Annotated in this window: 17 protein-coding genes; 9 read left to right on the top strand and 8 right to left on the bottom strand. The window is 65.6% G+C overall.

Features of this window, described 5'->3' with window-relative positions; translation table 11 throughout:
• Positions 1-115: 115 nt before the first annotated feature.
• Positions 116-937, bottom strand: coding sequence for a helix-turn-helix domain-containing protein (locus ACO054_RS07960; protein ID WP_421709900.1), 822 nt, complete (start codon positions 935-937; stop codon positions 116-118).
• Positions 938-1,030: 93 nt separating this feature from the next.
• On the opposite strand from ACO054_RS07960, the gene ACO054_RS07955 reads away from it, so the two are divergent.
• Genes ACO054_RS07955 through ACO054_RS07945 form a run of 3 tightly spaced genes read left to right on the top strand, consistent with a single transcriptional unit; the run spans position 1,031 to position 5,676 of the window.
• Positions 1,031-2,902 carry a TRAP transporter permease gene (locus tag ACO054_RS07955; RefSeq protein WP_421709899.1) on the top strand — a complete coding sequence of 624 codons (1,872 nt, stop codon included), beginning with the start codon at positions 1,031-1,033 and terminating at the stop codon, positions 2,900-2,902.
• Positions 2,899-3,933, top strand: coding sequence for a TAXI family TRAP transporter solute-binding subunit (locus ACO054_RS07950; protein WP_421709898.1), 1,035 nt, complete (start codon positions 2,899-2,901; stop codon positions 3,931-3,933). The genes ACO054_RS07955 and ACO054_RS07950 overlap by 4 nt, the downstream gene beginning before the upstream one ends.
• A gap of 24 nt (positions 3,934-3,957) precedes the next feature.
• Positions 3,958-5,676 carry an alkaline phosphatase family protein gene (locus ACO054_RS07945; protein WP_421709897.1) on the top strand — a complete coding sequence of 573 codons (1,719 nt, stop codon included), beginning with the start codon at positions 3,958-3,960 and terminating at the stop codon, positions 5,674-5,676.
• Positions 5,677-5,701: 25 nt separating this feature from the next.
• Here ACO054_RS07945 and recG read toward each other — a convergent pair whose 3' ends face one another.
• Complete coding sequence (gene recG, locus ACO054_RS07940) at positions 5,702-7,783, bottom strand: ATP-dependent DNA helicase RecG (RefSeq protein WP_421709896.1); 2,082 nt, start codon at positions 7,781-7,783, stop codon at positions 5,702-5,704.
• A 124-nt stretch (positions 7,784-7,907) separates the two neighbouring features.
• On the opposite strand from recG, the gene ACO054_RS07935 reads away from it, so the two are divergent.
• Positions 7,908-8,198: a succinate dehydrogenase assembly factor 2 gene (locus ACO054_RS07935; RefSeq protein ID WP_421709895.1), complete on the top strand. Its 291-nt coding sequence runs from the start codon at positions 7,908-7,910 to the stop codon at positions 8,196-8,198.
• A 174-nt stretch (positions 8,199-8,372) separates the two neighbouring features.
• Positions 8,373-11,726, top strand: a complete 3,354-nt coding sequence (gene mfd, locus ACO054_RS07930; RefSeq protein ID WP_421710346.1) for a transcription-repair coupling factor — start codon at positions 8,373-8,375, stop codon at positions 11,724-11,726.
• A 55-nt stretch (positions 11,727-11,781) separates the two neighbouring features.
• Here mfd and ACO054_RS07925 read toward each other — a convergent pair whose 3' ends face one another.
• From ACO054_RS07925 to ACO054_RS07910, 4 genes are all read right to left on the bottom strand, one after another.
• On the bottom strand, positions 11,782-12,243 hold the full coding sequence (locus tag ACO054_RS07925; protein WP_421709894.1) for an NfeD family protein: 462 nt from the start codon (positions 12,241-12,243) through the stop codon (positions 11,782-11,784).
• Positions 12,244-12,279: 36 nt separating this feature from the next.
• Entirely contained in the window at positions 12,280-13,239 is a 960-nt protein-coding gene (locus ACO054_RS07920) for an SPFH domain-containing protein (RefSeq protein ID WP_421709893.1), read from the bottom strand.
• Positions 13,240-13,453: 214 nt separating this feature from the next.
• Complete coding sequence (locus ACO054_RS07915) at positions 13,454-13,696, bottom strand: Lrp/AsnC ligand binding domain-containing protein (protein ID WP_421709892.1); 243 nt, start codon at positions 13,694-13,696, stop codon at positions 13,454-13,456.
• Positions 13,697-13,794: 98 nt separating this feature from the next.
• Positions 13,795-15,435, bottom strand: coding sequence for a DEAD/DEAH box helicase (locus tag ACO054_RS07910; protein ID WP_421709891.1), 1,641 nt, complete (start codon positions 15,433-15,435; stop codon positions 13,795-13,797).
• Positions 15,436-15,796: 361 nt separating this feature from the next.
• Between ACO054_RS07910 and ACO054_RS07905 the strand changes: the two genes are divergently transcribed.
• Positions 15,797-16,342, top strand: coding sequence for a hydrolase (locus ACO054_RS07905; RefSeq protein ID WP_421709890.1), 546 nt, complete (start codon positions 15,797-15,799; stop codon positions 16,340-16,342).
• Positions 16,339-17,040: an alpha/beta fold hydrolase gene (locus ACO054_RS07900; protein ID WP_421709889.1), complete on the top strand. Its 702-nt coding sequence runs from the start codon at positions 16,339-16,341 to the stop codon at positions 17,038-17,040. The genes ACO054_RS07905 and ACO054_RS07900 overlap by 4 nt, the downstream gene beginning before the upstream one ends.
• A gap of 26 nt (positions 17,041-17,066) precedes the next feature.
• Here ACO054_RS07900 and ACO054_RS07895 read toward each other — a convergent pair whose 3' ends face one another.
• On the bottom strand, positions 17,067-17,669 hold the full coding sequence (locus ACO054_RS07895) for a hypothetical protein (protein ID WP_421709888.1): 603 nt from the start codon (positions 17,667-17,669) through the stop codon (positions 17,067-17,069).
• A 119-nt stretch (positions 17,670-17,788) separates the two neighbouring features.
• A complete protein-coding gene (parE, locus tag ACO054_RS07890; protein WP_421709887.1) occupies positions 17,789-19,780 on the bottom strand; it encodes a DNA topoisomerase IV subunit B in 1,992 nt (663 codons plus the stop codon).
• 116 nt (positions 19,781-19,896) lie between these two features.
• On the opposite strand from parE, the gene ACO054_RS07885 reads away from it, so the two are divergent.
• Positions 19,897-20,295, top strand: coding sequence for an acyl-CoA thioesterase (locus tag ACO054_RS07885; protein WP_421709886.1), 399 nt, complete (start codon positions 19,897-19,899; stop codon positions 20,293-20,295).
• Positions 20,296-20,531: 236 nt separating this feature from the next.
• On the top strand, positions 20,532-21,404 hold the full coding sequence (motA, locus tag ACO054_RS07880) for a flagellar motor stator protein MotA (protein WP_421709885.1): 873 nt from the start codon (positions 20,532-20,534) through the stop codon (positions 21,402-21,404).
• Positions 21,405-21,472: the final 68 nt, after the last annotated feature.

The raw sequence follows: 21,472 nt of genomic DNA, 5'->3' as shown, positions 1-21,472 counted from the left end.
TGTCATTGGTGGAATTCTAGCGCGCCTGACCCGGTTTTGCGCGCGCAAGGCTGACGAAAAGCCGCCCAGTGGGAATCGTCCCAAGCCGGGTGGCGGGTCTTTTCCTGCCGCAGGTTTACAGCGCTTCGAGCCATTGCCCCGCGATGCGCGGGCTGGCATCCAGGGCCCGGTTGATGGCCTCCGCTGTCGAGCGGAGTGCGTCCAGGTATTGCGATGCGAAGGTCTCGGCCGAGGTAAAGGCCCGCGGCCAGAGCAGCGTAAGCGCGCCGAGCCCGAAGCCGCGCGGTCCGATCGGCACGGCGATGGCGGAGAGGGAACCGTCGAGCCATCTTTCCCCGTGATAGTTGGTCAGCCGCGTGCCGTAGCCGCGCCTGCGCGCCTCTTCCAGGATCGTCAGGTAGGCGTCCAACTCCAGGCCGAAACGGGCGAGGCCCCAGGTCTGGTCGTGTCTGGTCGCTTCGTGCAGAGCGGCGACCTCGGCCTCGTCGCGAAGGGAGAGGCAAGTCATCCCGCTTGCGGATCCGAAGACGTTGACCCTGCGATTGATCTCCTCGCGATTGAGCTGAAAGGGGCTGAAGACTCGGGTCGAGTCGATGATCTGCATGGCGGTGCCGTCGAGCACGTGCAGGTCGGAAGGCCAGCCCACCTCGCGGGTTAGGGCGAGCGTGTCCGGCAGCGCGACGTCGGCGATCAGACTCAGGCCGCGTGGAATCGGCTGGGAGGAGATGTCCGGCAGCGTCACGTTGAGTCGATAGCGGCCGTCCGCCAGGGAGCGCCGCGCCATGCCGCGTCTCACCAACGTGGCCATCAGACGGCGAATGGTCGACTTGGGCAGGGCCGTCGCCCTGTGCAGTTCGGCGAGCGACAAGGAGTCCTCGCGCGCAAGCGCTTCCATCAACGTGAGTCCGCGGTCGAGCGAACGGCTCTCCTTGACCATGAGACTGAGCGTGCCACCAGGTGGCACGTTTTGGAATAGCGTTTGCGATCAAGCGATCAGGCCGCATGCTATGGATAAAAAGGGGATGGAGACGTGAGGGACCTCATCGTGCGCAGGTCCGACGCCCTGACGGCGGGACTGACAGCGACGCTCTGTCTGGCGTTGTCGGCTCTGGCGGTTCATGCCGCCGGTTTCGGCGTGTTCGACACCACTCTCTATTCCGGTCTGACCGTCGCTCTGGGCTTGGCGATCCTGCTCCTATCGCAGCCGGGCGGAGCGCCGCTGCGGCTGCTGCACGCCGCCCTTGCCGTTGCCTTCGCCGGTCTGATCTGGCTCTGGGTCACGATCCTCTACGCTCAAGAGGTCTTCTTTATCGACATCACGGACGGTGAGCTGGCCTTGGCTTGGGCCGCCATCGTGCTGGTCTTCTACGCCACCTTCCGCGGTTTCGGCTGGCCGATGCTGCTCGTCTGTCTGGTCCTGGCCGTCTACCTGCTGGCGCCTTTCGGTGCCGACGAAAGCTGGCGCCGCGTCGCGGAGAACCTCTGGTACTCCACCGACGGCGTCTTCGGCCGGCCCGTCGAGGTGGTGGGGCGCGTCGTGCTGGTCTTCATCGTCTTCGGTGCGGTGCTGCAGACCTCCGGCGCCGGGGCCGTGCTGCTCAAGATGGCGCTGGCCGCGACCGCCCGCGTGACGGGCGGGCCGGCTCACGCCGCGATCGTCGCCTCGGGCGCCTTCGGTACGCTCTCGGGCTCCCCCATCGCCAACGTGGTCTCCACTGGCGTCTTTACGATTCCGATCATCAAGCGCGCGGGCTTCCGGCCGACCTTTGCCGGTGCTGTGGAGGCGGCTGCCTCCACCGGCGGTCAGATCATGCCGCCGGTGATGGGCGTGGTCGCCTTTCTGATGGCCGACGTGACGGGCATCTCCTACCTCCAGATCGTGGTGGCGGCGCTGATACCGGCCCTCTTCTACTATCTCTCCCTTTTCGCCATGGTTTTGATCGAGGCCAGAAAACGGGGGATCGCCGCTCTGCCAGCGCCGGAGGTGGAGGCCGTAACCTCGCGCGATTGGCTGCAAAGCCTCTCCTTCTTCCTGCCGCTCGCGACCATCGTCGTGGTCCTGCTGCAGGGGCGGACGGCGCAGTTCGCCGGCTTCTCGGCCTTGATCGTCGCGAGCCTGCTCTGTCTGCTTCTCTTTCCTGCCTTCCGACATCCGAGGGCCTGGATCGATGCCCTCGTCGCGGCGGGACGCACGGCCGCGACCCTGATGGTGATCGTCGCGGCCGTCGGTTTCGCCATCGGCGTGATCAACATGTCGGGAGTCGGCCTGAAGTTCGCACAAGCGATCCTGGCCGTGTCCGGAACCTCGCTGTTCCTGGCGCTCCTCCTGGTGATGCTGGGTTCCCTGGTCATGGGCATGGGCCTGCCGTCGGCCCCGGCCTACCTGATCGTCGCGATCGTGATGGGACCGGCGCTGGAACAGCTCGGTCTGCCGACCATCGCGGCGCATCTCTTTATGCTCTACTTCGCGGTGCTCTCGGTCGTGACCCCGCCGGTCGCGCTCGCCGCCTTCGCGGCGGCGCCGATTGCCGGTGCGCGCCCCATGGCGACGGGAGGCGAGGCCTTTCGGCTAGCGCTTGCCGGTTTCGTCATCCCCTTTCTCTTCGTCTGGCACCCGGACCTCCTCTTGATCGAGGGCTTTAGTCTGCCGGGACTGCTTTGGGCCTTTGCGATCTTCGGCGGCGCCACCTGGATGCTGGCCACCGCTCTGCCGCGTTTCGATCTGCGCCCCCTGTCGGGCCTGGAGGCCGGACTGCGACTGACGGCGGCGCTGCTGACCCTGGTACCTTATCTGCCCGTCAGCCTCGCGGGTCTGGCCCTGTCCGTGGCGCTGATCGGGCTGCACAGACTCAACAGGTTCAAGACAAGAACCACGACAATCGAAATGGGAGGAAAGACATGAGAGTTGGGAAATTCCTGTTGGGGAAAGCCTGCCTCGTCGCGCTCGCCGTGACGGCCTTCACGGGCGCCGCCGAGGCCGAGAGTCTGAAGATGGCGACCATCGCACCGGGGTCTTCCGCCTATCTGACCATGTCCACGATGGCCACCCTGGTGAACCAGGGGCAGGAGGACTACGACATCACCGTCGATGCGACGGGCGCCGCGACGCGCCACATGATCAGCCTCGCCGAAGGCGAACTGGACTTCGCCATGACCTCGCCCACCATCTACCGCTTCCTTTCCGAGGGAACGCGGATGTACCAGAAGCTGGAGCGCGCGCCGGAGCTGGCCGAGGAGCTTCGCCTGGTCTTCTGGTTTCCCTACGGCGCCTATCACGTCCTGACCTACGCGGAGTCCGGCATCACCTCGCTGGAGGACCTTCGCGGCAAGACGGTCTTTCTCGGCCCGCCCGGCGGCGGCGCCTGGGCGACCGCGCAGAAATGGATCGAGGCTCAGACCGGACTGAAGCCCGAGGAGGATTTCGAGAACTTCAACGGCTCCTGGTCCTCCGCCTTTCAGGCCTTCCAGGATCGGCAGATCGACGTGTACGTCAACGGCGGCATCGCACCCTTTCCGCAGGTCGAGCAGCTCACGGCGACCTCGCAGATACGGCTGCTCGGGCCGACGAAATCGGAGGTCGAAACCATGGAGGAGTCGAAGCTCGCGCCGGCGCGCGTTCCGGGCCGGAAGCTCGACGCCATCCCGGTCGCGGTCTACGGCGACGGCGTCGTGAACGAGGAGGACGTCTATACGATCAACTCTATCGTCGGCGTCGCGACCCGTGCCGATCTGGAAGAGGAGACCGTCTACAAAGTCGCCAAAGCCTTCTGGGAGGGTGTGGAAGCCATGCAGGCGTCTGCGCCCTGGCTGGAGAACATCACGCTCGACTACGCCGTCCAGGACGGCGGTCTCGCTCTGCATCCCGGCGCCGAGCGTTACTACCGCGAGATCGGTGTGAGTGTTCCCGAGGGAAGTGCGGCACCGGTGAACTAGCTTGGGAGCGGTGACGGAAACCGCATGTCAGACTCTTTGAAACCGCCGGCCGGCGCCACGACGCTGGCCGGCCTCGCGACGGACCGAACGGCACCCATGAACATTCTTTTCATCATGTTCGATCAGCTGCGCTTCGACTACCTGAGCTGCGCCGGGCATCCTCATCTTCATACGCCGAATATCGACGCGCTTGCGGCCAAGGGGGTGCGCTTCACGCGCGCCTACGCACAGTCGCCGATCTGTGGCGCCTCGCGCATGAGCTTCTACACCGGACGCTATACCTCGTCTCACGGCGCCCAGTGGAACGGCTTTCCGCTGAGGGTCGGCGAGGTCACGCTGGGCGATCATCTGCGTAAGCTCGGCATGGACTGCTGGCTCGTCGGCAAGACCCATATGAAGGCCGATGCCGAGGGACTGGAGCGGCTCGGGCTGTCGCCCGACAGTCTGATCGGCGCGCGTCAGGCGGAATGCGGCTTCGATGCCTGGGTGCGGGACGACGGGCTCTGGGCCGAAGGTCCCGACGGCTTCTACGACGCCAAACGCAGTCCCTACAACGAGTACCTCAAGACCCGAGGCTACGACGGGTCGAACCCTTGGGCCGACTACGCCAATGCCGGTGTAGAGGGGGAGGAGATCGCCAGCGGCTGGTTCTTCGACAATGCAGACAAGCCGGCCAACATCCGCGAGGAGGACAGCGAGACGCCCTGGCTGACCGGCGAGGCCTTACGGTTTCTGGAGCAGGCCGAGGCACCCTTCTGTTGCCATCTCAGTTACATCAAGCCGCATTGGCCCTACATCGTGCCGGCGCCCTATCATGCGCTGTACGGTGCAAACCACGTACCCGCCGCCATCCGCAGCGAGATCGAGCGCTACGACCCCCATCCGATCTACGCGGCCTTCATGGGCAATCGTATCGGTCAAGCCTTCCAGAGGGAGGAGGTGCGGCGCAAGGTGATCCCCGCCTACATGGGGTTGGTGAAGCAAGCCGACGACCAGATGGGACGCCTCTTCGCCTACCTGGAGGAGACGGGACGCCTGCGGGACACCATGATCGTTCTGACGTCAGACCACGGCGACTATCTGGGCGATCACTGGCTGGGCGAAAAGGATCTGTTCCACGATCCTTCGGTGAAGATTCCCCTGATCGTCTACGATCCTCGGCCGGAAGCCGACGCGACCCGCGGCACGACCTGCGACGCCTTGGTGGAGAGCATCGACCTGGCGGCGACCTTCGTCGAGGCCGCCGGTGGTCAGGTGCCCGGCCACATCATCGAGGGGCGCTCGCTTATGCCCTTCCTACAGGGAGAAACCCCGGCCGTCTGGCGCGACGTGGTGATCAGCGAATACGACTACTCGGTGACGCCGATGCGGGAGACGCTCGGGGTAACGGCGCGGGACGCACGGCTCTTCATGGTGGCCGACCGCCGCTGGAAGATGATCCACGCCGAGGGCGGTTTCCGCCCGATGCTGTTCGATCTCGAGACCGACCCTGAGGAGTTTCGCGATCTCGGCGACAGCCTTGCGCACGAGGAGGTGCGGGTCAGACTTTATGAGCAGCTTGCAGCCTGGGGCCGGCGCCTGTCTCAGCGCGTCACACGGTCCGACGCCGATATCGACGCCATGCGCGGCCGCTCCCTGCGGCGCGGCATCCTGCCATTCCTGCAGGACGGCAGCGAAGTTCCGGACGATCTGACGGCCAAGTACCGGGGGCCTGTTCGCCAGAGGCATCTGGTCGAGGAGTAGGGCTGCTCGACGGTTCGCGCAGCGGCTAACCGGACCTCAGGTAGCGGATCCCCTCGTCCCTCTCGAAAAGATAGAGCAGCACTCTGAGAGCTTGACCGCGTGCGTTCTGCAGTTCGGGATCGCGCTCCAGGATCAGGCGGGCGTCGTCGCGCGCGACAGCCAACAGGTCGGCCTGGGTTTCCAGGTCGGCCAGGCGGAACTGAGGCAGGCCGGATTGACGGGTTCCCAGCAACTCGCCGGCGCCGCGCAGCTCCAGGTCGGTTTCCGCGATGCGAAAGCCGTCGTCGGTCTCGCGCAGAACCTTCAGTCGTTCGCGCGCGACCTGCCCGAGGGGCGAGGCGTAGAGGAGCAGGCAGATGGACTTCTCGGAGCCGCGGCCGATCCGACCGCGCAACTGATGCAGTTGGGCGAGGCCGAAGCGTTCGGCCTGCTCGACCACCATGACCGTGGCGCTGGGGACGTTGACGCCGACCTCGATGACCGTGGTCGCGACCAGCAGCTGCAGCGGCCCCTCGGCGAAGCCGGCCATCACGGCATCCTTGTCCGTCGCCTTCATACGTCCGTGCAGCAGCCCAGCCTTGCCGGGGAAGCGCTCGGACAGTTGGGCGTAGCGCTCCTCCGCCGCCGCGAGATCGCCGGTCTCGCTCTCCTCCACCAGGGGGCAGACCCAGTAGACCTTGCCGCCTTCGGCGATCTTGCGGCCGACGGCTTGCACCACCTCCTCCAGCCGTTCCAATGGCAGGGTGCGGGTGTCGACCGGCTGGCGGCCCGGCGGTTTGCCGGTGATGCGTGAGGACTCCATGTCGCCGTAAGCGGTCAGCACCAGGGTGCGCGGGATCGGCGTGGCGGTCATGACCAGAACGTCGACGGCGCGCCCCTTGGCCGCCAGGGAGAGGCGCTGATGCACGCCGAAGCGATGCTGCTCGTCGATCACGGCCAGCCCGAGGTCGGCGAAGGCGACATCCTGCTGAAAGAGCGCGTGGGTCCCAATGGCCAGTTTCGCCGAGCCGTCGGCCAGGCGCCCGAGGGCGGCGGCGCGGCCTTTGCCCTTGTCGCGTCCGGTCAGGACTAGAAGCTCGACGCCGGCGGCTTCGGCGAGCGGCGCGATGGTTTCGTAGTGCTGGCGGGCCAGGATTTCGGTCGGTGCCATCAGCGCGGCCTGATGCCCCGCCTCAATGGCCGTCAACATAGCGAGCAGGGCTACGACAGTCTTGCCGCTGCCGACGTCGCCCTGCAGCAGTCGAAGCATGCGGGTTTCCGTCGCCAGGTCGGCGGCGATCTCGGCCCAGGCCTGGCGCTGCGCCGGTGTCAGGTCGAAGGGCAGGGCGGCCAGAGCCTTGGCGGTGAGATGCCCGTCGCCTCGCAGCGCACGCCCCCTGGCCTTGCGTTGGTTCAGGCGGACGATGGCCAGCGCAAGCTGATTGGCGAGAAGCTCATCGTAAGCCAAGCGCTGGCGCGCGGCCGTTTCGGGTTTCAGATCCGCTTCGGATTCGGGCGCGTGGACGGCCTGCAGGGCCATGCGCCAGTCGGGCCAGCCGCGTTGGCGCCGCAGGGCCGGGTCCAGCCAGTCGGGCAGCTCCGGTGCCCGCGCCACGGCGGTCCGAACCGTCTTCGTCACGGTCTTCGGCGTCAGTCCGGCGGTCAGCGGATAGACCGGCTCGACGCCGGCGAGACTGTCCTTCTCCTCCGGCGATGCGATGTAGTCTGGGTGAACCATCTGCAGATGGCTGCCGAAGGACTCGATCTTGCCGCTGACCACCCGTGTTGCGCCGAGCGGAAGCTGCTTGGCGATCCAGTCCGGCTTGGCGTGGAAGAACACCAGGTCCAGTGTCGAGGTCGCGTCCTCGCAGCGCACCCGCAGGGGCTGGCGGGCCGTACGACCGGGCTCTACCTCGATCACGGTGACCGTCACGGTGGCGACCCGCCCGATCTCCGCCTCCGCCAACCGCGGCTGGTAGGAGCGGTCGATCAGACCGCTGGGCAGATGCCAGCAGAGATCCAGGGCGCGCGTGCCGGCGAGCTTGGCGAAGAGTTTGGCGAATCGCGGCCCGACGCCCGGCAGGGCCGTCACTTCGGCGAAGAGGGGGTTGAGGATGTTCGGCCGCACAGGGGTTTCTTGACGGAAGAGCAGCGGGAAGAAAAGAGGTCAGACGTTTTCCGGCGCGATGCCGCCCCGGCTGACAGGCGGCGCACGACGGTCTATATCCTAACGACAGCAGAACGGAGACGACATGCAGGACCAGGCGCCGAACGGCGAATCACTGGAAAAACGGCGGAAACGCTTGCGGTTTCGCGCGTGGCATCGGGGTACGCGGGAGATGGACCTGCTGGTCGGCAGCTTTGCCGACGCCCATCTCGACCGCTTCGAGTCGCAGCAGCTCGACCTTTTCGAGGGTCTGTTGCTGGAGTCCGACCCCGATCTCTATGCCTGGATGATCGGGCGCAGCGATCCGCCTTCCAACCTGGATCACGACGTGATGCGCCTGATGCGTGCCTTCGAGTACAAGCCCGTTACCAGCTGATCTCAACCCACGAAGCTTTCCGGTACAGAACACGTGTTGCACCAGGTTTTGAGTGCTCCCGGGCGACGACGCATCGTCAACGCGCCCGAGGGGCTGGATGCGCTGCTGATCGCGCAGGCGCTCGCCGCCACGCCGGATCGGCCTCATCTGCATATCGCCCGCGACGACCAGCGGATGACGCGCCTTGCGGAGGCCGTGTCTTTCTTCGCGCCGAAGGCCGAAGTCCTGCTGTTCCCGGCATGGGATTGTCTGCCCTATGACCGGGTCAGTCCCCATCGGGACATCGTCGCCCGCCGCCTGGCGACCCTGACGCGCTTGCGCGCCGAGCGCGAGAGCGCGGACGGGCTGCTTGTGGTCACCACCGTCAGCGCCCTGATGCAACGCGTTCTGCCGGGCGAGGCGCTGTCGGGCCGCACGCTCGACGCGAGGCCGGGCGACCGTCTGGCCGTGGAGCGCCTGACCGCCTTTTTCGCCGACAACGGCTATCTGCGGGTCGAAACGGTCGGCGAGCCCGGCGAGTACGCCCTGCGCGGCGGCTTGCTGGACGTCTTTCCGCCGGGTGCCGAGCAGCCCTTGCGCCTGGATTTTTTCGGCGATGAGCTGGAGTCGATCCGCAGCTTCGATCCGCTGACACAGATCTCCAGCGGACCGGCCGAAAGTCTAAGCCTGAAGCCGGTCAGCGAAGTGCTTCTAGAGCCCGACAGCATCGAGCGCTTTCGCAGCGGTTACCGCAAGGCCTTCGGCGCGCAGAGCGGCAGTGATCCACTCTACGAGTCCGTCAGCGCCGGCCGGCCTCACCCGGGCATGGAGCACTGGCTTCCCCTGTTCTACGAACGGCTGGAGACGCTGTTCGACTATTTGCCGGGCGCGGCGGTGACCCTCGACCATCAGGCCGAAGAGACGAAGGACACCCGTCTCGAGACCATCGCCGACTTCTACGACGCCCGCCAAACTCTGGGCCGGGCCGAGGCGGCGACCGCCGGCGTATACAACCCGCTGCCGCCGGGCGCACTCTATCTCACCAAGGCGGACTGGTCGCAGCGGCTGGAAGCACGGGCGACCGGCGACCTCTCCCCCTTCGCGGGGCCGGAGAACCTGGCTGGAATCGTCGATGCTGGCGGGCGGCGTGCGCCGGACTTCGCTGCGGAGCGCCTTGCCGGGGAGTCGCAGCTCTACGACGCGGTGAAGACCTATGTGGCGGCCGAACAGAAGGCCGGCCGCCGGATTCTGTTGGTCGGCTACTCGCGCGGCAGCCGGGACCGGCTGTCTCATGTCTTGGCGGACCACGGTCTGACGCCTCAGACCTCTGTAGAGACCTGGGGCGCAGCGCAGCAGTTGCCGGCCGGGACTCTCGGCGTCGTCGCGCTGGGTCTGGAACGCGGCTTCGGGACTTCGGACCTGACGGTGCTAACCGAGGCCGACGTCCTGGGCGAGCGGATCGCCCGTGCACAGGCGCGACGCCGGCGTCCCGAGAACTTCCTCACCGAAGTCTCGACTCTGGCCGAAGGCGACCATGTGGTGCATGTGGAGTTCGGCATCGGCCGCTACGAGAGCCTGGAGACCTTGGACATCGGCGGGGCCGCGCACGACTGCCTGCGGGTAGTCTATCACGGCGGCGACAAGCTCTACGTCCCTGTCGAGAACATCGAGGTGCTGTCCCGCTTCGGCGGCGAGGAAGCCACGGTCGAGCTGGATCGCCTGGGGCAGGGCGGCTGGCAGGCCCGTAAGGCCAGGGTGAAGGAGCGCATTCGCGAGATCGCCGACGAGCTGATCAAGATCGCCGCCGAACGCGAACTCCGGAAGTCGGAGGCCGTGCCGCGACCCGACGGCCTCTATGAGGAGTTCGCCGCGCGCTTCCCCTATCCCGAAACGGACGATCAGCTGCGCGCCATCGAGGATACGCTGGCGGATCTCAACTCCGGCAAGCCCATGGATCGGCTGGTCTGCGGCGACGTCGGTTTCGGCAAGACGGAGATCGCGCTGCGCGCGGCCTTTGTCTCGGCGCTCAACGGCCATCAGGTCGCCATCGCGGTTCCGACCACACTGCTGGCCAGGCAGCACTTCGCGACAGTGAAGGCGCGTTTCGCCGGTCTGCCGGTACGCGTCGGTCAACTGAGCCGTCTGGTTACCACCAAGGACGCCAACAAGGTGAAGAAGGAGCTGGAGGCCGGCACGATCGACATCGTGGTCGGCACCCACGCGCTGCTTTCCGATTCCGTGAAGTTCAAAGATCTCGGTCTGATGATCGTCGATGAGGAGCAGCACTTCGGCGTCAAGCAGAAGGAAAGGCTGAAGCAGCTGCGCGCCGAGGTGCACGTACTGACCCTGACGGCGACGCCGATCCCTCGTACGCTGCAGCTGGCGCTGTCCGGGGTGAAGGAGATGAGTCTGATCGCCACGCCGCCGGTCGACCGCCTGGCGGTGCGTACCTTCGTGCTGCCCTACGACCCGGTGGTGGTGCGCGAGGCGATCCTGCGCGAGTACCATCGCGGCGGTCAGAGCTTCTACGTCTGTCCGCGGATCGAGGATCTGGACGAGTTGCGCGAGCGCCTGACAAAGCTGGTGCCGGAGGTCAAGGTGGCGGTCGCGCACGGGCGCATGGCGCCGAGCCGTCTGGAGGAGACCATGACGGACTTCGTCGACCGCAAGTTCGATCTTCTGTTGTCGACGAACATCGTCGAGTCCGGGCTGGATATCCCGACTGCCAACACGATGATCATCCACCGCGCCGATATGTTCGGCCTGTCCCAGCTCTACCAGCTTCGCGGGCGGATCGGCCGCGGCAAGCAGCGCGGCTACGCCTATCTTACGCTGCCGCCGGGCCGCATCCTCTCCAGTGCGGCGGAGAAGCGTCTGCACGTTATGCAGACCCTCGACACCCTGGGGGCCGGCTTCACTCTGGCCAGCCACGATCTGGATATCCGAGGCGCCGGCAACCTCTTGGGGGAAGAGCAGTCGGGCCACATCCGCGAGGTCGGCATCGAGCTTTACCAGCAGATGCTGGAGGAAGCGGTGGCGGCGGCACGCGAAAGCGGGAGCGAGAGCCAGGAGACGACGGCGACGGGCGAAACCTGGGCGCCGCAGATCAACCTCGGCACGGCCGTACTGATCCCTGAGGTCTACGTCCCCGACCTGCACGTTCGCTTGGGCCTCTATCGGCGACTGTCGCAGCTGGTCGACAAGCGCGAGATCGACGCCTTCGCCGCCGAACTGGTCGACCGTTTCGGGCCTCTGCCAGAAGAGGTGCAGAACTTGCTCGACGTGATCGCGATCAAACAGCTGTGCCGCGATGCCGGTGTCGAGAAAGTGGATGCCGGACCGAAGGGCGCCGTGATCGCCTTTCGCGGGGACCTCTTCGCCAACCCGCAGGGCCTCGTGCAGTTCATCCAGTCCCAGGCCGGGACGGTTAAGCTCCGGCCCGACCACAAGCTGGTCTACAAGCGTGGCTGGGACGGCCCGCAACAGCGCATGCGGGGGGTGCGCCGCCTGCTGGAACAGCTCGGAAAGGCGGCGGCCCAGGCAGCGTAGGCTAGGCGATGTGAGCTAGGGAGAGCACGCGACGCAGGGGCGCCCGCCTCCCGCGTTACGGATTGCTTGGCGTTTCAGCTTCGACCGGAACAACGGTCAGGGCGCCGGCCGTCTTGTCCCAGCTCACGATCCGGATGTCCCGACCGGCCGGAAGGTCGGGGCCGGCGATCCGCCAATGGACGTCTCCGATCCAGAGTTCGCCGAAGCCATGCTCGATGGGCCTCTCGAGCCGGAAGACGCGCCCGGTCAGGCCTTCGTCCGGGCGGTTGAGGCTCGGGCGTCCACCGCTGCCGCCGAAGCGGCGCAACCAGACCCGGGACAACAGCGTCGTCAGAACGGCGGTGGCGGCAAAAATCGCGAGTTGCCAGCTCACGGCCACGTCCGGAGCGAGAGTCAGAATAACGCCGACCGTAAGAGCCGCGACGCCGAACCAGAGCAGGACGAAGCCGGGCAAGAGCAGTTCCGCGCCGATCAGAATCAGACCGAGCGTCAGCCAGTGCCACCAGACGAAGGTCATGTTTGCGCCTCCCTAAAAATGGGCCGCCTTCAACGTTCAGGTCGAGCTCGTAGGCGTCCCGGAGGCGGGCAGGGGGCTGCGTCCCCGGCGGCGCGGCGCTCCAGTCTCGTCGGTCGTCAGGCTGTCGCGCAGCAGTTCCGCGACACCGGCAAGGCTGCCGAGTACGCCGGTCGTCTCCAGCGGCATGAGTAGGACTTTCTGGTTGGACGAGCCGGCGAAGGCCTTCAGAGCCTCCATGTACTGCTGTCCGACGAAGTACTGCAAAGCCTGGGAGTCGCCGGCCTGAACGGCATCGGAGACCAACTGGGTTGACTTCGCCTCCGCTTCGGCCGAACGCTCGCGCGCCTCGGCGTCGCGAAAGGCGGCTTCCCGCCGCCCTTCGGCCTCCAGGATCGCGGCCGCCTTCTTCCCTTCGGCCAAGGTAACTTCCGCGCGGCGGTGACGTTCGGCCTCCATCTGCCGCGACATGGCGGCCACAAGGTTCTGGGGTGGGGAGATGTCGCGGATCTCCACCCGTCGAACCTGGACGCCCCAGGTGCTGGTCGCTTCGTCGATGACGGAGAGAAGCTTGCGGTTCATGGCTTCACGCTCCGACAGGGCCTGGTCCATCTCCAACGAACCGAGAACCGTTCGGATGTTGGTCATCGCCAGGTTCTCGATGGCGGCCTCCAGGTTATCGACCTGATAAGCCGCTTTCGCGGCATCGATCACCCGATAGAAGACCACGGCGTCGACCTCGACCTCCGCATTGTCGCGCGTGATCACCGATTGAGACGGAATGTTTAAAACCGTCTCCATCACATTGATATTACGACCGATGCTGTCGATTACGGGGACGATGAAGTGCAGGCCGGGCTGCAGAGTCGTCCGCCAACGACCGAAGCGCTCGACGGTGTACTCGAAGCCCTGAGGTACGACCTTCGCACTCAAGAGAAGCAGGCCGACGATCAGAACCGTGGCGACGATGATGAAGACGAGGAAGCCGTCGATTTCCATTCTACCTCCAGCAGGCTCAGGGACGGACTCGAAAGATCCGTTCCAGCCTAGATGTTACTCCAGCCCTCAGGCGCCCGACATCATGCGGTCGCCGAGAAGAACAAACGCTAAACAGTTATGCGGAAGCGCGTGGCTGGATACAAGCTAAGAGTGAGGCCGGCAAGCGGCACCACAGGCCATGCTGGCAAAGCTACCGTTCCGCAGCAGGCTGCCGTTACGCAAAGGCTTTGAAGGCGATCAGGGTGAAGGTGTCCTTGATACCGGGCAGGCGCTGGATCGATTCGTTGACGAAGTGGCCAATGTCCAAGTCACTCGGCAGGTAGCACTTGACCAGCAGGTCGTACTGACCGGACGTCGAGTGGACCTCCGAGACCTGTTCGACGCCCTGCACGAGCGCATCGGCGACCTCGTAGGCGCGCCCGAGATCGCATTTGATCTGGATGAAAATCGTCTGCATGGCGGCAGTCTAGAGCAGGATCGCGCTCGGTGGAATCGCTCTCGCAACGTCCGCCAGAAGCGCGGGGCATACCCACGCCTCGGACGAAAGCGGAAGCGTCAGCCGTTTGCCGCCAGCGGGACGGGCTTCAGGAGGAAGGCCGGAATATCCGCACCGAAAGCAGTGTCTCGTGCCTCCGGCGGTAGGTTGCGGCCGTCGGGCTGTCGGGTTTCGGACGCATCCGTGTCAGCTGCCGCGCGGGAGCGGGTGTCCGATCTGCGGCGCGGCTCCGCCTTGCGTCCTCGCTCCGCCTCTTCGGCGGGAGTATCGCTCCGGCGGCGGCGTGCCCGTTGCGCACCGGCTTCGGCCGAACGTTGGGCCGCGGCGTTGAGCGCGCCCGCCGTCGGCTGATCTTCCTGCGTCGCCTCGCCGAGCGGTTCGCTCGCTGTCTGAGCGTCGCTGGCCCCCGTCTCTGCGCCTGCTTCGGTCTGGTTTGTCTTGCGTCGTCCGCGTCCGCCACGGCGGCGTCCGGACCGGCGCGTGCCGCGCTCCTGCGAGGAAGCGCTTTCAGGCCGATCCTCGGAGGCGCTGGCGTTCGCCGACTCCTCGACGGCGGCTTCAGCCTCGTCCGAGGGAGCCGCATCCAGCTCCTGGATCTTGCCGCCGATCAACTTCTCGATGGCGGACAGGAGCTTGAAGTCCAGTCGGGTGACCAGCGTGAAGGCCTCGCCGCTGCGTCCGGCGCGACCGGTCCGGCCGATCCGGTGAACGTAGTCCTCGGCATTGCTGGGCACATCGAAGTTGAAGACGTGACTGACCTTCGGGATATCCAGGCCGCGCGCCGCGACGTCGGAACAGACCAGCAGACGCACCTCGCCCTTCTTGAAGCGGTCCAACGTCTCCATGCGCGCCGGCTGAGCCATGTCGCCGTGCAGCTCGGCCGCATCGTAGCCGTGCCGCTGAAGCGAGCGGTAGACGATACCCACGTCCCGTTTACGGTTGCAGAAGATGAGGCCGCTGCCCAGGTTCTCGCCGGCCCGGTCGAGCAGGTCTCGCAGTGCCGCCCGCTTGTGCTTCGGCTCGGACCCGCAGCGCACCAGGCGCTGGGTCACGGTCGCGGCCGGGGAGGCGGGCGGGGCGACCCGGATCTCCTTGGGGTTCATCAGAAAAGCTTCGGTCAGCTTGCGGATCTCGGGCGCCATGGTGGCCGAGAAGAAGAGGGTCTGACGAAGCGGGGGCAACAGCTTGACGATCCGCTCGACGTCGGGGATGAAGCCCATGTCGAGCATCCGGTCGGCTTCGTCGATCACTAGAGTCTTGGTGTCGGCCAGCAGGATGTTGCCGCGCTCGAAGAGGTCGAGCAGGCGACCCGGCGTGGCGATCAGGACGTCGACGCCGCGCTCCAGAAGGGCCTGCTGGTCCTTGAAGGATCCGCCGCCGATCAACAGGGCATGGGTCAGACGGGTGTACTTGCCGTACTTCTCGAAATTCTCGCCGACCTGGGCGGCCAGCTCGCGGGTCGGCTCCAGGATGAGCGAGCGCGGCATGCGCGCCTTGGCCCGGCCGCTGGCCAGGATATCGATCATCGGTAGCGTAAAGGAAGCGGTCTTGCCGGTACCGGTCTGGGCGACGCCCATGACGTCGCGGCCCATCAAGACGTAGGGAATGGCATTCTGCTGAATTGGCGTGGGCGTCTCGTAGCCGGCTTCGGCAACGGCGCGCAGCACCTCTGGGCTCAGTCCGAGCTCTTCGAAGGTCATGCGTGAAATCGTTTCTTCTTCGTAAGATGTAAGGGAGCTGTGGATCGGCGTTTGGCCTAGGCCATGATTTTGACGCGATCTCAGAGCCAAAGTCGCTCTTCGGCCCCCAGATGGTCACCCTTGTCTCGGATTCAACGGCAAAAGTCAACACGACCTGCAGGAAATCGAGGTAACACTGCCCCTTATTTGAGCAACTCGGATCAAGTGTTGCGCGTCTTGGTCGCTTCGGGACAAATCGTTACTATTCCGGTTACTCGCGCTTCTGCGCTGGAATACATTGAGCGTGATGCCGTCTGCGCCTCCTCTTGCCCGTCCTTGCTCCAGGTCAGCGTCCCTGCTCGCCGCCGAGAATTCGGCTTTGGTGGTGGTCGACGTACAGGAACGCTTGGCGCCGGCTATCGTGGGCGGGGCGAGCGCCGTGGAGCGGATCGGTCTGGTTATCGATGCGGCCGTAGCCCTGCGGATCCCGGTGCTCGCCAGCGAGCAGTATCCCCAGGGACTGGGGCCGACGGTCGCGGAGCTGGCGACGCGGCTGCCGCAGTCCGCCCGCCTCGCGAAGACCCACTTCTCTTGTCTGCGGGAGCCGGACTTCGCAGCACGCTGGTCCGCTCTCGGCCGCTCGCAGGTTCTGGTTTGCGGTATGGAAGCGCACGTCTGTGTCCTGCAGACGGCGCTCGATTTCCTGGCCGCCGGAATCGAGACCTTCGTGCTGGCCGACGGCGTCGGCAGCCGTCGAGAGGACAATCGAACTCTTGCCTTGCAGCGTCTTGCGGCAGCGGGTGCCATCCCGCTGCCTGCGGAATCCGCTATCTTTGAGTGGCTGGAGGACTCGGATAACCCGGCCTTCCGATCCCTGATCGCAAGGATCAGGGACAGCGGCCTAGCCGAAGGCAAAGCGTCGAGGTGAGCGAGAAGCCCGTTCTTGCCTTGCTGCCCGGACTGCTCTGCGACGCCAGTCTTTGGCGACCGCAAGTCGGAGCGCTTGCGGATCTCGTGGCACCTTGGGTCGCGGACTTGACGCGAGACGACAGCATCGCGGCCATGGCCGAGCGCTGCCTCGACCAATTGCCGCCGCGTTTTGCATTGGCGGGTCTCTCGATGGGCGGCTACGTGGCCTTGGAGATTCTGCGCGCCGCGCCCGAGCGGGTGACGCGTCTGGCTCTGCTCGCGACACGGGCCACAGCCGACACGCCGGAAGACCGACAGCGGCGCAGCGATCTTCTGGCACTGGCCGACCGCGGCCAGTTCAAAGGGGTAACGCGACAGCTTCTGCCGCGCTTGATCCACCCCGAAAGGCTTGAGGAAGAGGCGCTGACTTCGGTCATCTTCGCCATGGCCGAGAGCGTCGGCCGGGCCGGCTTCGTCCGTCAGCAGACGGCGATCCTGGACCGCGCCGACATGCGCTCCCTGCTACCCGCCATCCGCTGTCCGACGCTTGTGGTGGTCGGACGGCAAGACGCGCTGACCCCGCCGGCGATGGCGATGGAGCTTGCCGCCGGTATTCCGGAGGCCCGCCTGGAGATGCTGGACACCTGCGGTCACCTCGTGACCCTGGAGCGGCCGGCGGAAACCAATGCGGCTTTGCGCCGCTGGCTGACGAGTTGAGCTGCGGCTGACGAGGTGCCGCCCGATCAGCCACCCGGACGGGAGTCGCCGCTGCGGCGCAGTTCGTCGTTCGCGCTGGCGGGCGGGAAGAGCGCCAATCCGAGGGCCTGGATCGTGTCCACGAACCTGGGGTCGTCCGTGCCAGTCACGGGGCCCACGTTCGCGGTGGCTGAGGTCACCCGGTCGGTGCCGACGCAGTAGGCCGCCACGACCCGCAGTCCGTCGGCACCGTCGGCTTGAACGGCCGGCACGTTGGGGCTTCGGCAGAGCTGCGGCGCGGAGGTCGCAGCTGGGGCGTCGAAGACAGCGACGACTCGGTAGGCGCTGCGGAAGTCGTCGGGCGGCGCGACGACGAAGTCCACCGGCGGTCCGAAGTGACTGCTCTCGAAGAGCGCGCCGACGTCCTCCGCGAAGGCCGTGGAGTCGCCGGGGAAGGGTTGTCCGCCGATGTCCAGACGAACACCGCCGCGGCTCTGGGCAAAGCCCAGGTCGGCTGGATCGTAGCTTGAATCGATCGTTCCCTGAGTAACGAAAACCCCGTTGGGTCCAAGCGCGCCGCTTGGTGCGCAGGCTGCGAGGAGGCCTCCGAGCGAGACCGCCAGAAGGCCGCCGAGCGCTTTTGTCTTCATTCGTCGTCTCCGCTATCCGCAAGGTCAATGACAGTGTTACGCGGCCAGCTTCGGCGTTTCACCTCGCGTAAGCTGTGAAGGCTGTCATAGGGACCCTTCGCCGCTCGGCGAGACGTCGGTCAGACGTCCAGTTCTTCGGCGGCGATGAAGCGTGCATTCTCTTGAATGAAGGCAAAGCGCAGTTCCGGCTTGCGGCCCATCAACTGGTCCACCCGCTCGCGCGCCAGCCGTTCTTCGCCTTGCGGATCGGGATCGGTGGCATCGTTCACCACGACCCTCAGCAAGGTGCGGGTCTTGGGGTTCATCGTCGTCTCGCGCAGCTGCGCGGCCGGCATCTCGCCCAGGCCCTTGAAGCGGCTGACCTCGACTTTCGACTTGCCCTTGAAGTCGCTGGCAAGCAGCTCCTCCCGATGGGCGTCGTCCCGCGCGTAGCGGGTGACACCGCCGGCCGTCAGGCGGTACAGCGGCGGCTGCGCGAGATAGAGGCGTCCCGCCGCGACCAGATCCGGCATCTCCTGGAAAAAGAAGGTGATCAGCAAGCTGGCGATATGGGCGCCGTCGACATCCGCGTCGGTCATGATGACGACGCGCTCGTAGCGCAGCTTGTCCAGATCGAACTGCGCGCGCGCGCCGCATCCGAGCGCAAGCTGAATGTCGTTGATTTCCTGGTTCGCCTTCATCTTGTCGGCGGAGGCGCTCGCCACGTTCAGGATCTTGCCGCGCAGGGGCAGCACCGCCTGGGTCTCGCGTGCGCGGGCCTGTTTGGCCGACCCGCCGGCCGAATCGCCCTCGACCAAGAAGACCTCGGTGCCCTCGGCGGAGGTGCGGCTGCAGTCGGTCAGCTTGCCGGGCAGGCGGAGTTTGCGGGTCGCCGTCTGGCGTTTGAGCTCGCGTTCCTGTCGCCGGCGCAGACGCTCTTCGGCCCGCTCCACGAAGCGGTCGAGCAGCCGTCGCGCCTCGTCCGGCCGGGCGGAGAGCCAGTGTTCGAAGTGGTCCTTGACGACGTTCTCGACCAGACGCGTGGCTTCCGCCGTCGCCAGCTTCTCCTTGGTCTGCCCCTGGAACTGGGGGTCCCGGATGAAGAGAGAAAGCAGCTGAAAGGCGCCGCCCAGCACGTCCTCGGCCGTCAACTGACCGGCCTTCTTGATGCCGATCAGGTCGCCGTAGGCCTTGGCGCCGCGCAGCAGGGCGGATCTCAGTCCCTGTTCGTGGGTGCCACCCTCCGGCGTCGGGACCGTGTTGCAGTAGCTCGAAGCGAAGCCGTCCTCGTCGGCGGGCCATGCAACGGCCCACTCCACCCGTCCCTGGCCGTCCGGGAACTGGGCCTCGCCCGCGAAAGGCTCGGGCACAAGCGTCTTGCGCTTGCCCAGGCTGGCGGTCAGGAAGTCCTTGAGCCCGTCGGGGAAGTGGAGGGTCGCTTCGGTGGGCGTCGTATCGCTTTCCCCGAGCAGCTCCGCGGCGCATTTCCAGCGGATCTCCACGCCCCGATAGAGGTAGGCCTTGGAGCGGGCCATCTTGTAGAGCCGGGCCGGCGAGAAGTGGGCGTTGGCCCCAAAGATCGTCGCGTCGGGAAGAAAGGTTACGGTCGTGCCGCGGCGGTTCGGCGCGCCGCCCACGTTCTCCAACCCCGTCTGCGGGACGCCTTGCCGGAAGACCTGCCGCCAGAGCTTTCGGTCGCGGGCCACCTCGACGCGCAGTTCCTCGGCGAGAGCGTTGACGACGGACAGGCCGACCCCGTGCAGTCCGCCGGAGGTCTCGTAGGCCTTCTGGCTGAACTTCGCGCCGGAATGCAGGGTGGTCAGGATGACCTCCAGCGCCGACTTTTCCTTGAACTTCGGATGGGGATCGATGGGGATTCCACGGCCGTTGTCGCTGACCGTGATCAGGTTCCCGGCCGCCAGTTCGAGCTCGATTCGACTGGCGTGACCCGCCACGGCCTCGTCCATCGAGTTGTCGAGCAACTCCGCGACGAGGTGATGCAGCGCGCGCTCGTCGGTGCCGCCAACATACATGCCGGGCCGCCGCCGTACCGGCTCCAGGCCCTCCAGGACCTCGATGTCGGCGGCGGTGTAGCTGTCTTGCGTCGGAGCTGTTTGGAAGAGATCGGCCATGGCCGGAGTATAGGAATCGGAGCGCGACGCATTCAAGCAGATGCGGTAGCCTCGCCCGCAAAAGCCACGATATCTTGTGGATGACTGGGCTCTCGGGGAGCTTTGTGAGGAGTGTGATGACGAACAGCAGCCACAGTGTGCCACCGGACGGCGAGCCGGCCTTGAAGACCGTTGCCATGCCGGCCGATGCCAATCCGAACGGCGACATCTTCGGCGGCTGGGTGATGGCGCAGATGGACTTGGCCGGTGCCGTGCCGGCGGTGCGTCGTGCCGAGGGCCGCGTCGCCACGGTGGCGGTGGAGGGGATGCGGTTCCACAAGCCAGTCTTCATCGGCGACCTGGTCAGTTGCTACGCCGATCTGGTCAGGATCGGGAGCACCTCCATGACCGTGCGGGTCGAGACTTGGGCTGAGCGGCGGATCGCGCAGGAACGAGTGAAGGTGACAGAGGGGATCTTCGTTTACGTCGCCATCGACGAAACAGGCGGAAAACGATCGATTCCAAAGACAGCTTAGAGTGCGATTTTCTTAAGTAAGCTTCCTATTTTATTCTGCTTTTTTCTTGGAGGACCGCTCCCGACGCGACAGCGAAACGGGTAGGTCAGGCGTCTGATTTCACTCAACAATCTTGGGTTGTTAGGGCTATCGATTAAGCCCTCTTTAAACCTGCTGCTGCATTCTTTCGCGTCATCTACAGGCTTCGCGTTCACCGCAGAGCCTGTCGGCTTCGGTTATATTTGGGTGAGGCTTCCATGCTCTCGATTGGCGGTATTGCCATGGTCTTCATCATGGTGTTCGGCGGCTACACGCTCGCCGGCGGCAAGATGGGCATCATTATCTATGCCTTGCCCTTCGAACTGATGATGATCGGCGGCGCGGCGGTCGGGGCTTTCCTGATCGCCAATTCGGCTGAAACACTGAAGAAGGCGCTCGGGGGATTGGGGCGTGTCTTCAAGGGCCCGCGCTGGTCCCGCAACGACTACCGCGATCTTTTGTGCCTGATGTATGGCTTGATCAAGGTCATGAAGACCAAAGGCGCCGTCGGGCTGGAGCCACATATCGAGTCCCCGGGCGAAAGCGCAGTCTTCTCAGCCTACCCGAAGATCGTCGGCGACAAGGTTACCTGCGCCATGATCTGCGACACCTTCCGCATGGTCACCATGAACCTCGACGATCCTCACCAGATCGAAGAGTACATGGAAAAGCAGATCGAAAAGCTTCACCACGAAGCCGGTAAGCCCGCCCATGCGCTGCAGACCATGGCCGACGGTCTGCCCGCTCTCGGGATCGTCGCCGCTGTGCTGGGTGTCATCAAGACGATGGCCTCGATCGACCAGCCGGTGGAAGTCCTCGGTAAGATGATTGGCGGTGCGCTGGTCGGTACTTTCCTGGGCGTCTTCCTGTCGTACGGCTTGGTCGCGCCGATGGCCGGACGACTGCAGCAGATCATCGACGAAGACATGCAGTTCTACATGATCATTCGCGACACCATCACGGCCAACTTGCATGGGCATGCCGCTCAGGTCGCGGTGGAGATCGGGCGCGGCAACGTGCCGACCAAGATCCAGCCGAGCTTCTATGATCTTGAAGAGGCCCTGAACAACGCCCCGGCCGAGGCCGCCTGACGACTCGTTGGATTTGCCGGCGGACCTCCCAGGGCGCCTTTCAGCTTCTTATACGCTGGTCTTTCGCC

This window comes from Algihabitans sp., from assembly GCF_965226985.1.
Taxonomy (GTDB): Bacteria; Pseudomonadota; Alphaproteobacteria; order Kiloniellales; family DSM-21159; genus Algihabitans.
This window is presented reverse-complemented; position numbering and strand designations above follow the sequence as displayed.

Bases quoted from the DNA above. Each gene is read 5' to 3' on its own strand.
- ACO054_RS07960 (WP_421709900.1), bottom strand. From the start codon at position 937: ATGGTCAAGGAGAGCCGTTCGCTCGACCGCGGACTCACGTTGATGGAA.
- ACO054_RS07950 (WP_421709898.1), top strand. From the start codon at position 2,899: ATGAGAGTTGGGAAATTCCTGTTGGGGAAAGCCTGCCTCGTCGCGCTC.
- ACO054_RS07945 (WP_421709897.1), top strand. From the start codon at position 3,958: ATGTCAGACTCTTTGAAACCGCCGGCCGGCGCCACGACGCTGGCCGGC.
- ACO054_RS07935 (WP_421709895.1), top strand. From the start codon at position 7,908: ATGCAGGACCAGGCGCCGAACGGCGAATCACTGGAAAAACGGCGGAAA.
- mfd (WP_421710346.1), top strand. From the start codon at position 8,373: ATGACGCGCCTTGCGGAGGCCGTGTCTTTCTTCGCGCCGAAGGCCGAA.
- ACO054_RS07925 (WP_421709894.1), bottom strand. From the start codon at position 12,243: ATGACCTTCGTCTGGTGGCACTGGCTGACGCTCGGTCTGATTCTGATC.
- ACO054_RS07920 (WP_421709893.1), bottom strand. From the start codon at position 13,239: ATGGAAATCGACGGCTTCCTCGTCTTCATCATCGTCGCCACGGTTCTG.
- ACO054_RS07915 (WP_421709892.1), bottom strand. From the start codon at position 13,696: ATGCAGACGATTTTCATCCAGATCAAATGCGATCTCGGGCGCGCCTAC.
- ACO054_RS07910 (WP_421709891.1), bottom strand. From the start codon at position 15,435: ATGACCTTCGAAGAGCTCGGACTGAGCCCAGAGGTGCTGCGCGCCGTT.
- ACO054_RS07895 (WP_421709888.1), bottom strand. From the start codon at position 17,669: ATGAAGACAAAAGCGCTCGGCGGCCTTCTGGCGGTCTCGCTCGGAGGC.
- parE (WP_421709887.1), bottom strand. From the start codon at position 19,780: ATGGCCGATCTCTTCCAAACAGCTCCGACGCAAGACAGCTACACCGCC.
- ACO054_RS07885 (WP_421709886.1), top strand. From the start codon at position 19,897: ATGACGAACAGCAGCCACAGTGTGCCACCGGACGGCGAGCCGGCCTTG.
- motA (WP_421709885.1), top strand. From the start codon at position 20,532: ATGCTCTCGATTGGCGGTATTGCCATGGTCTTCATCATGGTGTTCGGC.